Here is a 13,411-nt window from a genome sequence, read left to right as displayed (position 1 = left end):
AAAATATTATGGCTACTGAAATCCGTGTTCCTACTTTGGGCGAATCAGTTACTGAGGCAACAATTGGCAAATGGTTTAAGAAAATTGGTGAAGCCGTGGCTATGGATGAGCCTTTGGTTGAGTTAGAAACTGATAAGGTAACAGTTGAGGTTCCTTCTCCTGTTGCCGGAAAATTATCTGAAATCATTGCAAAAGAAGGCGACATAGTTGAAGTGAATGCTCTCTTAGGGATAGTTGAAGCAGGAGCTGATGGTATCTCTGCATCATCTGCATCTTCACCTTCTGTTACATCTACGCCTACATCTGCTCCTGTGGTAGCGTCTGTGCTGGCTTCCTCTTTAGGGGGAGCGATGTCTCTTGCACCTTCAGCAGCAAAGTTAATGGCCGAAAATAATATAGAGAAAAACGATATTTCAGGTTCTGGAAAGCGTGGACAGATTCTCAAAGGAGATGTTCTTGATGTTTTAACGCAAAAGACAAAAACATTAGCTTCTGTTTCTTCTGCTGCATCTGTGAATATAGTGCACGAAGAGCGAGTTCGTATGACAAAATTACGCCAGACAATTGCACGCCGCCTTAAAGATGCACAAAATACAGCAGCAATGTTAACCACATTTAATGAAGTTGACATGTCTACTGTAATGGATTTGCGTAAACGTTACAAAGATCTTTTTGAAAAGAAGCATGGTGTTAAGCTTGGCTTTATGGGCTTTTTTACCAAAGCTGTTTGCCATGCGTTAAAAGAGCTTCCTGCTGTTAATGCGGAAATTGATGGAACAGATATTGTTTATAAAAACTATGTTAATGCTGGAATTGCTGTTGGAACAAACAAAGGACTTGTTGTTCCGGTTGTTCGTAATGCAGATCAAATGTCAATTGCAGAAATTGAAAAAGAAATTGGTCGTTTAGGACGTCTTGCTCGTGATGGAAAATTGGCGGTTGCTGATATGTTGGGTGGAACATTCACTATTACTAATGGCGGTGTTTATGGGTCGTTAATGTCGACGCCGATTTTGAATGCACCGCAATCTGGTATTTTGGGAATGCATGCGATTAAAGAACGTGCGATAGTGGTTGGAGGACAAATTGTGATTCGTCCAATGATGTATTTAGCGCTTTCTTATGATCATCGTATTGTAGATGGGCAAGAAGCTGTTACTTTCCTTGTGCGTGTTAAAGAAAGTTTGGAAGATCCGGAACGTCTTGTTCTTGATTTATAAAAACACAGTTTTTTAGGATGAAAGGGAAGACAGATGTCTTATGATGTTGTTGTGATTGGAGCTGGTCCAGGTGGTTATGTGGCAGCAATAAAAGCTACTCAATTGGGTCTCAAAACTGCGATTATTGAAAAACGTGCAACATTGGGTGGTACGTGTCTTAATATTGGCTGTATTCCTTCTAAAGCATTGTTACATGCCTCAGAATTATTTGCTGAAACGCAGCATGGCTTTGAGACGCTAGGTATTTCTATTTCTCAAGCTAAACTTGATCTTGATAAGATGATGGCACATAAAAAAGCTGTTGTAACAGCTAATACAAGTGGCATTTCTTTTTTGATGAAAAAAAATAAAATTGATATTTTTCATGGTACCGCAAAAATTTCAAATCCAAGTCAGATTGAAGTTCTTGCTAAAGATGGTAATCAACACAAGATTGCAACAAAGAATATTATTATCGCTACGGGTTCAGATGTATCAGGTATTCCAGGTGTGAATGTTGAAATTGATGAAAAAGTGATTGTATCTTCTACAGGAGCGCTTGCACTTGAAAAAGTTCCTACACGTATGGTGGTTATTGGTGCGGGTGTTATCGGTTCAGAACTTGGTTCAGTGTGGAGTCGTTTGGGCGCTAAAGTTACTATTGTAGAATTTCTTGATAAAGTTTTAGGGTCGATGGACGGTGAAGTTTCACGGCAATTTCAGAAGTTAATGGAGAAACAAGGGATTGAATATAAGCTTGGTGCGAAGGTAACAGCAGTTACTCAATCTGATTCGGTTGCTAGAGTAACTTTTGAAGCTGTTCAAGGTAGTGTAGCAGAAACTTTAGAAGCTGATGTTGTTTTGGTTGCCACAGGACGCTCTCCATATACGAAGGGGCTTGGTTTAGCAGAAACAGGTGTTCAGATGGATGAACGTGGTTTTATTAAGATAGATGGGCAGTGGCAAACCAATATTCCAGGAATTTATGCGATTGGTGATGTCGTCAAAGGGCCAATGTTGGCCCATAAAGCTGAAGAAGAAGGTGTTGCAGTGGCTGAAATTTTAGCTGGTCAGAGAGGCCATGTTAATTTTAATGTCATTCCGAGTGTTGTTTATACACAGCCAGAAATCGCTAGTGTAGGTAAAACAGAAGAGGAGCTTAAAGCGACAGGTGTTAACTATAACATTGGAAAGTTCCCTTTTATGGCAAATGGCCGTGCCCGCGCAATGCAAAAAAGCGATGGATTTGTTAAAATTCTTGCTGATAAAAAAACAGATCAGGTTTTGGGTGCGCATATTCTTGGATTTGGTGCTGGTGAAATAATTCATGAAATTGCAGTTCTGATGGAATTTGGAGGTTCATCAGAGGATTTAGGTCGTTGTTGTCATGCACATCCTACCTTATCGGAAGCAGTGCGGGAAGCAGCTTTAGCGACATTTTCTAAGCCTCTTCATACCTAAAGTTACTTTTTAACAAGATTCCATAGTGCTTTTTGAAAGCAGAATGAGAGAATTTTTTGTACTGATACCTTTGTATTTTGATAAAACCGCCTTAAAAAGGCGATTTTATTGTATTTTCGTTATATGAATAAGTTAAAACTGTAATTTTTTATCTTCTTGTTGTTCGCTTACATAGGTTGGAAGTCCCATATGATCGAGATATTTCAGGAAAGGATGTGGTGGTAGTTCTTCTACATTCACCATAGTTTTAACATCCCATTCGCCGGTAGCAATAAGGATAGCAGCAGCAGCAGCAGGTACTCCAGCTGTATAAGAAATTCCCTGTGCACCAGTTTCATTAAAAGCTTGTTTGTGATCAGATATATTATAGATAAAAACTTCTTTTGAATTCCCATTTTTTATACCTTTAACAAGATTTCCAATACAAGTTTTTCCTGTATAATTTGGCGCTAAAGAAGCTGGATCAGGTAAAACCGCTTTCACAACTTTCAAGGGAACAACTTCTTGACCTTCTGCTGTTTTGATAGGCTGTTCGGATAAGAGTCCAAGATTTTTGAGAACGGTAAAGACATTAATATAACGGTCACTGAAACCCATCCAAAAACGAATATTGGGAACATCAAGATTTTTGGATAATGAATGGATTTCATCATGTCCTGTCATATAAGCTTTTTGTTTTCCAAGAACGGGTAAATCCCATTCATGACTAATTTCAAACATTTGGTTAGAAGTCCATTGTTTATTTTGCCATGACCATACTTGTCCTGTAAATTCCCGAAAGTTAATTTCTGGATCAAAATTTGTTGCAAACCAACGTCCATGGCTTCCGGCGTTTATATCAATAATATCAATATCGGTAATCGTATCGAAATAATTATCGCGTGCTAATGCTGCATAAGCATTAACAACACCAGGATCAAAACCTGCCCCTAAAATAGCAGTTATACCAGCTTTTTCGCATTCTTGACGTCTGGGCCATTCATAATTGCCATACCAAGGGGGTGTTTCACAAATTTTCAAAGGGTCTTCATGAATCGCTGTATCAATATAAGCGCATTTGGTTTCAATACAGGCTGAAAGAACAGACATATTAAGAAAAGAAGAACCAACATTGATGACGATTTCGCATTTTGTCTTGTGAATAAGTTTGACAGTTTCTAAGACATCCATTGCGTTGAGTGCGTGGCTTTTGAAAATGTTCTTTATTTTCATGACTTTTTTTTCTTGAATGGAAGCAATGATTGCATCACATTTTTTTTGTGTTCGTGAAGCGATATGAATTTCACCAAGAAGATCATTGTTTTGAGCACATTTATGTGCAACAACTTGTGCAACACCGCCAGCACCAATAATGAGAACGTTTTTTTTCATTGTGAGTTCATCTCCTTTTAATACTGCTGCATGATGATTTTTATTTGTTGTGTTAGTTATGAAAGGCTATTTTGATAGTCGTTATAACTAAATTGACGTTGAAGTGTTAAGGTCCCATTACATTCTTTAATGACAATGGCAGGCATTGCGACACCATTAAACCAATTTTTTTTAACCATTGTATATCCTGCAGAGTCTTGAAAGGATAATTTGTCACCTATTTTCAGGGGTTCAGGAAATTTAAATGTTCCAAAAATATCGCCAGCAAGACAGGATTTACCGCAAACCATAATCTCATAGGGACCGTGATTTGGCTCTAATTTAGCATTTTCACGATAGATTAAAAGATCAAGCATATGGGCTTCAATTGAGCTATCAACAATAGCAAGATTTTTTTTATTATATAATGTGTCAAGAACGCTAACTTCTAATGTGGTACTTTTGGTAATAGCGGCTTCTCCTGGTTCCAGAAAAACAGTTACACCATAGATTTGAGAAAAACATTTTAGACGTTCTGCTAAATCTTCTAAAGGATAATTTTCAGCAGTAAAGTGAATTCCACCACCGAGACTAACCCAATCAACTGCAATGAAGAGTTCTTTAAATTTTTCTTCAATTTGGTTAAGCATTTGATTAAAAAGATTAAAATCACTGTTTTCGCAATTGTTATGGATCATTAAACCATTAATGAAGGGTAAGACTTCTTTAATAGCATCCTGATTAGTTTCTCCTAAACGGCTAAAAGGACGAGAGGGATTTGCAAGATCAAAATTTGATGCGCTGATCCCTGGATTCAATCTTAAGCCTCGTTGAATAGTTTTTGTAGCGTTAGCAAAGCGTTGTAGTTGTTGAATTGAATTAAAAATGATTTTATCTGCATAACTACAGGCTTCGTCAATTTCATCATCTGCCCATGCAACTGAATAGGCATGGGTTTCTTTGCCAAATTTTTCTTTTCCTAAACGGAGTTCATAAAGGGATGATGATGTGGTGCCATCCATATACTGAGACATAACATCAAAAAGACTCCATGTCGCAAAGCATTTTAAAGCAAGTAAAACTTTCACTCCTGATATTGCTCGTAAGTGGGCAATAGTTTTCATATTTTTTATGAGTTTAGATTTATCGATAAGATAATAAGGAGTTCTAATCATTTGTTATCCGTTCTCTTGTGAAGGATCTTATTGTTCATATTAACGTTTAGTACATATAGCAACAGAATGTCTCAAGGAAAAAATGGCAGTGAGAAAATCTATTTTCGTTTAGCAATAAAAAGACTTTCTGTAATTTGGTTTTTATTCAGTTATTTTGAGATGTATGTTATGTTTACCATTAAAAACTTATGTTACATTTTTTCTAGTGTAACGATTGTCAGTATTTTCATTATAACGGCTAATATTTTTAATGTTGTGCAAAAGAGTGATGTTGAGGCAAAAGCGGTTGATCAGGTTTCTGTTCAAAATGATCCGGCTCTTTTGATTGTTACTGGGCGTAAAGAACTGAATGGTTTTAAAGGTTATCGTCATTATCGACATGGTTATCGCAAGTATAGTGATGGCTGGTGGTATCCTGAAAAAGCATTTATTGGGTATACATATTCAAATGTAAAAGATATTTCTCTAAAAGTTATATCAACGCAAAGAGACAGAAAACCGACTTTTTCTTCCTTTTTAGAAAAAAAGGAGCTGTGGAATGTGAAACACCATATTGATTATTGTAAGGCTCGTTATCTTTCTTACAATCAAAATGATAATAGTTATCAACCTTTTCATGGACCTCGCAAGCAATGCTTTTCCAGCTTTTTCAAAGGGTAAAGAATATAAGAGGTTAAAAGCTTTGAAATATTTTATGTGGTTTTTTCGTTTGATTGCTGAAAATAATAAAGACTGGTTTGCTAAGGCTTTTGCATTTTTACCTTCTTTTGGCAATTAATTATCCTGTATCCAACGATTTCTAGAAACGATGTGGTACGTTTAAATCTTTCTTGGCTTTCAGGAATGGGGAGTTAATTTAACGCTTCGCATAGATGACTTATTATGGCTTTTTTGTCTTTTGATTAGGGATAGGATTTCTTGTTATTGTTTATGCGCGTCATTAGTTATTATATAAATTCAGTTGCGCGATTTTTTTCCTTTTTATTGATTGGTTATTGGTACCATAATAACAGCGTGCGTGATGGGGCGCGTATAGCTTTACTATTTTGGTGGTTTTGCCCTGCTTGTCAGAGTTTTATTGCTTTAGGGGCATTGCTTTATGTTTTAGGGCATCGTTATTTTTTGCCGTATGATGAGGGAGCCCCTTTTTTTCATCGTTTATAAAGGATTGCGTATTTTGGAACGAATTCTTATGATTATTTCTTGGAAATGGACACTTACGGTAGAGTCTTTTTTGTTGACACGTCATTTACAAGTTCAATTGTGGTGGGTGCTTTTTGTGTGTTTTTCATTTGTTGCTCTTTTCTGTGGTGTGATAATTTGTTGAATTTCGGCAGGTCCATTACTACTTTTTCCAATTGATTTGCCTTTTATTGTTATTTAGTTGATTGGTGGGTTTTGTGGATTTTAGTTGATTGGAGGCAAAATTTCACCCTTTTGTGTTATTGATGCTGTAATTCTATTGGGAGGTGCTAATTTAATGGCTTGTGCGACTTTTTTATAGCTTTCTGCGCCTGATTTAGGGGTAATACAATTGGTTATTGAAGTAGTGACGACAGTATTGTTATTTCTTGGTTTACGTTGATTACCTAAGTATTTGCATTATTCGACTCCTGTATCCATTGGATTTTTAGCACATTTACACCGTGTTCGTGATTTTATCATAACGTTTGTTAGTGGTGCGGGTATAGTATGGTTGTCATTTGCAGTGATGACACCCGTTCACAAGGAATAGAAATTTCTGATTTTTTCTAACACAAGCTTATTTCAGCGGGGGGTCCCAATGTTGTAAATATTTTTTGTTAATTTCCGTGGTTTTGATACAATGGAGAGAAATAGTGGTTTAGGCATTGTTACACTAACGAGTTACACTAACGATTTTTGCACTTTTACGACGTTTTTATTCTGCACCTGAAATATAGGTGCTTCTTTTAAACAACATATGTAGATAAATTTTGATGATGTACAGCTTAAACCGTCAAGATGGAGATACTTTGTTGGGTTATTTAGCTGTTCCTTTTGTTATTATAGATTGGCTTTTTCCGATTATTATGACTTTTGCAATTTATTTGTGCGCGAGTCTGATTTTCCAGAAGGTGGATTTGCTGAAGGTGTTATTTTAGCAACAAGATTTATTTTACAATATCTTGCTACCAATATTTTCTGGGTCGAAAGTCATTTGCGTTTTTTGATAGGTTTCGGCTTATTATTCGGTGGCAACAGGGGTAGGTTCTTGATTTTTTGAATATCCTTTTTTCGATATACGAACCTTCTTTGGATTGGAAAAATTCCTAAAGCACTTTTTTTTATTTGATTTAGGCATGTTTTCTCTGTTGATGGGCGCAATTGTTCTTATTTTATTGCGATTGCACATCAATTCGAATTTACCGAATTGGTAAAAAACTATTTTGAAAAAAAGGGAAGCCAATGAAAGTTGTTCTTTCTTTAGGTATTGGTGTTCTCGTTGGATCGGATATTTGGCTTCTTTTACGTCCAGGAACTTTTCAGGTTATTCTTGGTTTTTCGTTGATTTCTTATAGCATAAATTTTTTATCATTTTCAATGAGTAGATTCCTTATCAATACGGGCTCCTATTGTTAATCCATCTCATGTGATCAATTCGGCAAATTATGTCGATCCTCTTCCGCAGTTTTTGATTTTAACAGCAATTGTGATTAGTTTTGCGACGAAATTTATTTTTGGTTATTTTCTTAGTGTCGCGCGATTTAATGGGTTCGGATCATGTTGATGGACGTGAGGCAAAGTGATGGAAGCTTTGCATCATTTACCTATTTTTGCCATTAAGTACTGGAGTATTTCTTCTTTTTTATGATGCACGTAATGCACAGCTTAAATCACTCATTAGTCTCTCTTCTGGGGGTATTGATTGTTATTTCTATTTTGTTGTGTGCACGTACTCTTGAAGTGCACTAGCTTCAGACGTTTATCGGCTTGGAAATTGGCTTTCACTGTTCGGTATCATTATGGTTCTTGATCGTTTAAGTGCCCTGATGCTTTTGCCTTCAAGTTTGCTGAATGCTGCTATGTCCGTTTCTCACAAGCTCATTGGTGTAAGGTAGTTCCTCATTTTCAGCCATTAATGCGGTTTTTGATAGTAGGGATTAATGATGTTTTGTTGACAGGTAACTTATTCGATTCATTTGTGTTTTTTAAAGTTATGTTAACTGCTTCTTATAGGCTTGCTTTGCACGAATCGGGTCGGTTATGGGTCCGGGCAAGTATACATTATGTAGTGATTAATCTTGTTGCTTTATTTCTGTTTTTATTGGCACGGTTCTGATTTATGGGATAGTAGGCACATTTATATATAGCTGATTTAGCAATTAAGCTAAAATGCATAGCTTCTAAAGATATTGTTTTATTTGAAGTAGATATGATATTTTTGGATATTGCTTTATTGCTAAGGCAGGTTGTGGCTACTCTGGTTTTTCAACTTTAATTGCAATGACACGGATTGGTATTGGAATTTTTTGGGTTTCTTTTGAAGGTAAAATCCACGTGTGCAAGTGATCGAATTTACACCTATCGTTGCTCTTCTTACTTTATGTTTTATTCGAACAATTATGGCTGAACCTTTTAGCCATTATATATCTGAAACTGCTGATTTACATTATTCTAAAAATTATATTAACAGTGTTTTAACTGATTTTTCTCTAAAAAATGTAGAGAAGAATTGATGAATCATTTTTTCTTATCTCTTTTTAGTTATACAATTGTTTTAATGTGGCTGATTTTAAACCGTTTTAATTTAGGCCATTTTTTTGGAGATTTTCTCATGAGTATAGTTATTCTTTACTGGGGATTTTTTTCTTACAATTTCTTTTAAATTTGGCAATGTTTATAGTATTGTTTCGATTGGTCTGTGGTTCAAGAACAAAAGATCGAATTGTTGGTTTAGATGCTCTTTATATGACAACTATTTTTATTTCTCACATTTGATATTCGTTAGGGATAGCTGTTTATTTTGAAGCTGCTCTCATTATTAGCTTTTAGATCCTGTATCAAGTATCGTATTGGCAAAATTTTTAATCTGTGGAGAAATTATTGAATGAAAAATAATGTTTCACTTTGAGCGCTATTATAATTACCATGTTTTTAATACTCAGATCTAGTCTTACTCTCATTGAAACGATAGGACTTTGTAAGTTTTTCCAATTTTTATGAACGTTTGCATACATTCTCATTGACTCATTGAGTACAAGTTGGAGAGCTGGCAGTATCATTATTGCTTACTTTTTTGTTCAATGCTTGTGGATCATAAATTTGTTGTTAACGAACATTTTTGATGATTTTTTTTGTTTATGACAGCACCAATAACTTTTCTGCTACTGTCACAAACGACAACTCATCGAGATCAGTCAAAAGATTCTTTAAAAAATCACTTTTTCTTTTATTCCATAAAAAAGAAGAAATCATAAAATTCAAACAAATATAGAATTAATTAACAAGAGCTTATTTTATTTCTTTTCTTCTACTTTACAGAAAATAGATTTCTTTTCTTCTGGATCATTAATAAGATCAATAAGTGTAACTTCGTTTTTAAATACCCACCAAATATACTGCGCTCCTGCATATTTTGATCCTGAAGCAGCGATAACATTTGCAGCGACAATTTGTTCGCCTTTCCATTTGAAATCAACTAACGAAATATTACCGGCATTAAGATAGGTTGCTTCAACTTTTTCTTTATTCGCTCCAGTATCACATTGATAAACAACATTTTTTATCATAGGTTCCGGAACATCTGGTACATTGATGACCAAAGAGCCAGCGAAGGCAGTAATCGGGTTGAATAGTAATAAACTTAAGTAGAGTTTTTTCATAATGTTTCCTTAATTATTCAAAATAACAATTGTAATTTATATGATGGCGTCTACGGCAGGATTCGAACCTACGACCCCAGGATTCATACCACTTCGATTTTCATCGCCAGCTTTATCAGAAAAACCGTTTGTGGTCTGGACTGTCTCTTCACCTTAAAGCTTACGCTTCTTAGGTGCTGCCCGTTCAGTCTCTACACCTTTCTCTTTATTTAAAAAGAGACTTGGCTCGGGATTGACATACAAATTCCTGTGAAGCTTTCCCCGAATTTGAGCAGATTCACTTTTAGGATTTCTCCTGAAGGTGCCCAATTCTTTAGGAATCCTGTGCTCTATCCCACTGAGCTACGCAGACCCAATCACATTTAATTTTATAGCGAAAGCCCCGAGGTTAATCAATCATTATAAACATTTATTAACGCGTTTTCATTAATTTTTGTTTCAGAAAATTTAAAACGGTATTTGGTGCAACATTTTTTGCGATAAATGATTGACCGAGTCCACGTATTAGGATGAGAGTTAAACGATTTTTTAAGATTTTCTTATCTTGTGCCATAAAAGTCATTAATATTTCAGCATCTGGAAGTTTGCCTGGAATATCCTGTAATTGTGTAGGTAAACCAACAACTTTAAAATGTGTTTCAATACGTTGCGTTAGTATGGAACTTATTAAATTCAGTTCAGCAGAAAATTGGTGGGCTAAAATTATTCCAATAGCCACACTTTCACCATGAATTAAGCGGTTTGAATCGTAAGCGGTTGCTATTTCAAGCATGTGTCCAAATGTATGGCCAAGATTTAGCAATGCGCGTTCTCCAATTTCATGTGCATCACGAGTTACAATGTCAGATTTAAATTGACATGAACGAGCAATAGCTTCTGTTTGCGTTGGGCCATTAGAAAACACATAGTGCCAATTTTTTCAAGCCATTCAAAGAAATCAGGTTGGTTAATGAGGGCGTATTTAATCATTTCTTCATAGCCCACCCGCAATTCACGCAATGGCAATGTATTAAGAGTACAAGTATTAGAAAGAACGCATTGAGGATGATAAAAGGTGCCAATAAGATTTTTACCATAATAGCTATTAATTCCAGTTTTTTCTCCAATGGATGAATCAATTTGTGCGAGCAATGTTGTCGGTATCTGAATGAAATACATGCCGCGACGTATTATGCTTGCAGCAAATCCTCCTAGATCACCAATAACACCACCCCCAAATGCAATAATACTATCTCCTCTCTCTAAACGGGAAGAGAGAATTTTATCAATTATAGTTTGTAGAGTCGAAAATGATTTTGATTTTTCTCCTGCTTCTATAATAATTGGAACGGTATGGATTCTGTTTTCTTTTAATCCTATCTGAAGTTTTTCCAAATGAAGAGCTTCGACATTTTTATCTGTGATAATAGCCAAACGTTTTGAATAAAAACTCTTTTTCGTTAAAACAATTCTTAATTCGTAAAGCTAATTATGTAATTAGACCTGGGCCAATTATGATATCATAATATTGCTTCTCCAATTTAACGGTGACTGTTTTGATATGCATATCTGTTATTCCTATCTTTTATTTCTTGGTCCAAGTAGCGTTGTTTGGATCGTACGACATTTTGTGCTACTGTATGACAGTGTTCTCTGTGATTGTTAATCGTTAAATTTGCTTTTGCATAGACAGGGTAGCGTTGCTCTATGAGTTTTTGCATAATTTTTTTAGGGTCTTTTTTTGAAGCAATGGTCGAGTGGGACGCTTTAAAACACGTTCAATGAGAACATCAAGATCTGTTTTAAGCCATATTGATATCCCATTTCGATGAATGGTTTTTCGGATATTTTCGTTTAAGCTCCTTCGCCTGTTGCTAAAATAAGAGAGCTTTTTTAGGATTTTTAAAATGATGCGTTTTTCAAGAGAGCGAAACTCTGTTTCTCCATAAGTTTCAAAAAATTCAGAAATTGTCATTTGTGCTGCTTGTTCGATTTCTTGATCAGAATCATAAAAAGATAAATTAAGCATGGTAGCTACGTGTTTTCTGATGACTGATTTACCTCCATCCATGAGACCGACAAACACGAGTGCTCGTCCGTTAAGACAAGATAAGAGTTGATTTTTTATTTGTGTCATCGGGATATTTTTAGAATGATTATTTTTTATGATATTTCGATATTTATCTATCTTAAAGTCAATACCTGTTAATCTTTATCAAGTATGATAGGAAATTAAGATCTTTTTTAAGAATAATTTTTTATGCCAACATTAACCCGATTTTTGATAATATTTTTTATTTTAATTGCTATTCTTTTTAGCATTATGATTGCCCTTGTGGTTTATGTTGAACCAGTGACAGTGGATATGCATATTGATGTGTCTTTAGATTTATTAAATGCGTCTTCGAAAGAAAATAAATGAAAAGTAGTGCTGTCATAGATCGTTTTCTTGAAATGATGAGTGCGGAGCGAGGAGCTTCTGTTCGTACACTTTTTGCTTATCAACATGATTTACAATGGGCGCAAAATAAATTGTCTTCATACTCTCTTTCATTTTTTTCAGCACAAAGAGAAGATTTGATAAATCTTTTATCTCTCATGCAGACTGCTGGTTGTGCTGCAACTTCACAAGCACGTCGTTTATCAACTTTACGTCAATTTTTCCAGTTTCTTTATGCTGAAGGATTAAGAGGAGATGATCCTTCTAGTGATATTGATTCACCTCGTCAAGGGCGTCCTTTGCCAAAAATTATCAGCGAAGATGCGGTGACAAAATTACTTGATTTTGCACAGTTGGAGACAGATCAGGCAGAATATGGATCCCAGGAATATTTTCGTGCTTTGCGTTTTCAGGTGTTGCTTGAAATGCTTTATGCAACAGGATTACGTATTAGTGAGCTCGTGAGTCTTCCGGTTCAAGCTGTACGAAGGAAAGAACAATTTATTTTGGTTCGCGGTAAGGGTGAAAAAGAACGAGTAGTACTTTTATCAGAGAAGGCACGCCAAATTCTGTCGAAGTGGTTGGTTTTGCGTGATCAAGGGAAAGATGCAAAAAGTTTTTATCTTTTTCCTGCTCGTTCATCAACCGGATATATTGCGCGCCAATTTGTTGCCCGCGGATTAAAAGATCTCGCTAAAAGAGCAGGAATACAGAGTGAAAACTTCTCTCCTCATGTGTTGCGTCACGCTTTTGCAAGTCATCTGTTGCAAAATGGTGCTGATTTGCGTGCAGTTCAGCATTTATTAGGACATTGCGACATTTCTACAACCCAAGTTTATACACATGTATTAGAAGCTAGGCTTCATCGTTTGGTTAATGAGCATCATCCGCTTGTTGATCAGTGTAAGGTTGAGTAAAGAGAAGATTATCTTTTGAAAAATACTTTAATAAAATAAATTATAA

The 13,411-nt window shown here is 35.6% G+C and carries 12 protein-coding genes and 5 pseudogenes; 12 read left to right on the top strand and 5 right to left on the bottom strand.

Annotated elements, in window-relative coordinates; genetic code table 11:
* The first annotated feature begins 8 nt into the window (after positions 1-8).
* The gene (odhB, locus tag T420_RS0104315) at positions 9-1,220 is read left to right on the top strand and encodes a 2-oxoglutarate dehydrogenase complex dihydrolipoyllysine-residue succinyltransferase (RefSeq protein WP_013545651.1); all 1,212 of its coding nucleotides are present in this window, start codon (positions 9-11) and stop codon (positions 1,218-1,220) included.
* 33 nt (positions 1,221-1,253) lie between these two features.
* Positions 1,254-2,660 (top strand): dihydrolipoyl dehydrogenase, encoded by a 1,407-nt coding sequence (gene lpdA / locus T420_RS0104310; protein ID WP_013545650.1) that lies wholly within the window; start codon positions 1,254-1,256, stop codon positions 2,658-2,660.
* Between the two features lie 132 nt (positions 2,661-2,792).
* Here the strand turns inward: lpdA and T420_RS0104305 are convergent, their stop codons facing one another.
* Together T420_RS0104305 and T420_RS0104300 are read right to left on the bottom strand one after the other, a co-directional pair.
* On the bottom strand, positions 2,793-4,031 hold the full coding sequence (locus T420_RS0104305) for a saccharopine dehydrogenase family protein (protein WP_013545649.1): 1,239 nt from the start codon (positions 4,029-4,031) through the stop codon (positions 2,793-2,795).
* 56 nt (positions 4,032-4,087) lie between these two features.
* The gene (locus T420_RS0104300) at positions 4,088-5,185 is read right to left on the bottom strand and encodes a carboxynorspermidine decarboxylase (RefSeq protein ID WP_013545648.1); all 1,098 of its coding nucleotides are present in this window, start codon (positions 5,183-5,185) and stop codon (positions 4,088-4,090) included.
* A gap of 168 nt (positions 5,186-5,353) precedes the next feature.
* Here T420_RS0104300 and T420_RS0104295 point away from each other — a divergent pair, with 168 nt between their 5' ends.
* The 8 genes and pseudogenes from T420_RS0104295 (at position 5,354) to T420_RS07525 (ending at position 9,258) form a co-directional block, all read left to right on the top strand.
* Positions 5,354-5,845 (top strand): BA14K family protein, encoded by a 492-nt coding sequence (locus tag T420_RS0104295; RefSeq protein ID WP_013545647.1) that lies wholly within the window; start codon positions 5,354-5,356, stop codon positions 5,843-5,845.
* Positions 5,846-6,103: 258 nt separating this feature from the next.
* Positions 6,104-6,349, top strand: coding sequence for a hypothetical protein (locus T420_RS07130; protein WP_155914836.1), 246 nt, complete (start codon positions 6,104-6,106; stop codon positions 6,347-6,349).
* 13 nt (positions 6,350-6,362) lie between these two features.
* The gene (locus T420_RS07445) at positions 6,363-6,512 is read left to right on the top strand and encodes a hypothetical protein (protein WP_157861859.1); all 150 of its coding nucleotides are present in this window, start codon (positions 6,363-6,365) and stop codon (positions 6,510-6,512) included.
* A gap of 744 nt (positions 6,513-7,256) precedes the next feature.
* Complete coding sequence (locus T420_RS07615) at positions 7,257-7,430, top strand: MnhB domain-containing protein (protein ID WP_157861858.1); 174 nt, start codon at positions 7,257-7,259, stop codon at positions 7,428-7,430.
* 182 nt (positions 7,431-7,612) lie between these two features.
* Positions 7,613-7,953 (top strand): annotated as a pseudogene (locus T420_RS06975) (Na+/H+ antiporter subunit C).
* Between the two features lie 15 nt (positions 7,954-7,968).
* Positions 7,969-8,642, top strand: a pseudogene (locus tag T420_RS07610) (proton-conducting transporter membrane subunit); the annotation flags it as partial.
* 64 nt (positions 8,643-8,706) lie between these two features.
* On the top strand, positions 8,707-8,883 hold the full coding sequence (locus T420_RS07590; protein ID WP_338070765.1) for a hypothetical protein: 177 nt from the start codon (positions 8,707-8,709) through the stop codon (positions 8,881-8,883).
* 98 nt (positions 8,884-8,981) lie between these two features.
* Positions 8,982-9,258 (top strand): annotated as a pseudogene (locus T420_RS07525) (K+/H+ antiporter subunit F).
* A 405-nt stretch (positions 9,259-9,663) separates the two neighbouring features.
* Here T420_RS07525 and T420_RS0104250 read toward each other — a convergent pair.
* The 3 genes and pseudogenes from T420_RS0104250 to T420_RS06965 form a co-directional block, all read right to left on the bottom strand.
* A complete protein-coding gene (locus tag T420_RS0104250; RefSeq protein WP_013545642.1) occupies positions 9,664-10,029 on the bottom strand; it encodes an MliC family protein in 366 nt (121 codons plus the stop codon).
* A 412-nt stretch (positions 10,030-10,441) separates the two neighbouring features.
* Positions 10,442-11,575 (bottom strand): annotated as a pseudogene (gene aroB / locus T420_RS06970) (3-dehydroquinate synthase).
* Positions 11,550-12,175: pseudogene (locus T420_RS06965) on the bottom strand (shikimate kinase). Before T420_RS06965 ends, aroB begins: the two co-directional pseudogenes overlap by 26 nt.
* Before the next feature lie 93 nt (positions 12,176-12,268).
* On the opposite strand from T420_RS06965, the gene T420_RS07410 reads away from it, so the two are divergent.
* Complete coding sequence (locus T420_RS07410; protein WP_169728259.1) at positions 12,269-12,430, top strand: hypothetical protein; 162 nt, start codon at positions 12,269-12,271, stop codon at positions 12,428-12,430.
* Positions 12,427-13,365: a site-specific tyrosine recombinase XerD gene (locus tag T420_RS0104230; RefSeq protein ID WP_013545637.1), complete on the top strand. Its 939-nt coding sequence runs from the start codon at positions 12,427-12,429 to the stop codon at positions 13,363-13,365. The genes T420_RS07410 and T420_RS0104230 overlap by 4 nt, the downstream gene beginning before the upstream one ends.
* Positions 13,366-13,411: the final 46 nt, after the last annotated feature.

It is taken from the genome of Bartonella clarridgeiae ATCC 51734 (assembly GCF_000518185.1).
Taxonomy (GTDB): Bacteria; Pseudomonadota; Alphaproteobacteria; order Rhizobiales; family Rhizobiaceae; genus Bartonella; species Bartonella clarridgeiae.
This window is presented reverse-complemented; position numbering and strand designations above follow the sequence as displayed.

Coding starts and splice junctions, on each gene's coding strand:
- odhB (WP_013545651.1), top strand. CDS start 9: ATGGCTACTGAAATCCGTGTTCCTACTTTGGGCGAATCAGTTACTGAG.
- lpdA (WP_013545650.1), top strand. CDS start 1,254: ATGTCTTATGATGTTGTTGTGATTGGAGCTGGTCCAGGTGGTTATGTG.
- T420_RS0104305 (WP_013545649.1), bottom strand. CDS start 4,031: ATGAAAAAAAACGTTCTCATTATTGGTGCTGGCGGTGTTGCACAAGTT.
- T420_RS0104300 (WP_013545648.1), bottom strand. CDS start 5,185: ATGATTAGAACTCCTTATTATCTTATCGATAAATCTAAACTCATAAAA.
- T420_RS0104295 (WP_013545647.1), top strand. CDS start 5,354: ATGTTTACCATTAAAAACTTATGTTACATTTTTTCTAGTGTAACGATT.
- T420_RS0104250 (WP_013545642.1), bottom strand. CDS start 10,029: ATGAAAAAACTCTACTTAAGTTTATTACTATTCAACCCGATTACTGCC.
- T420_RS07410 (WP_169728259.1), top strand. CDS start 12,269: ATGCCAACATTAACCCGATTTTTGATAATATTTTTTATTTTAATTGCT.
- T420_RS0104230 (WP_013545637.1), top strand. CDS start 12,427: ATGAAAAGTAGTGCTGTCATAGATCGTTTTCTTGAAATGATGAGTGCG.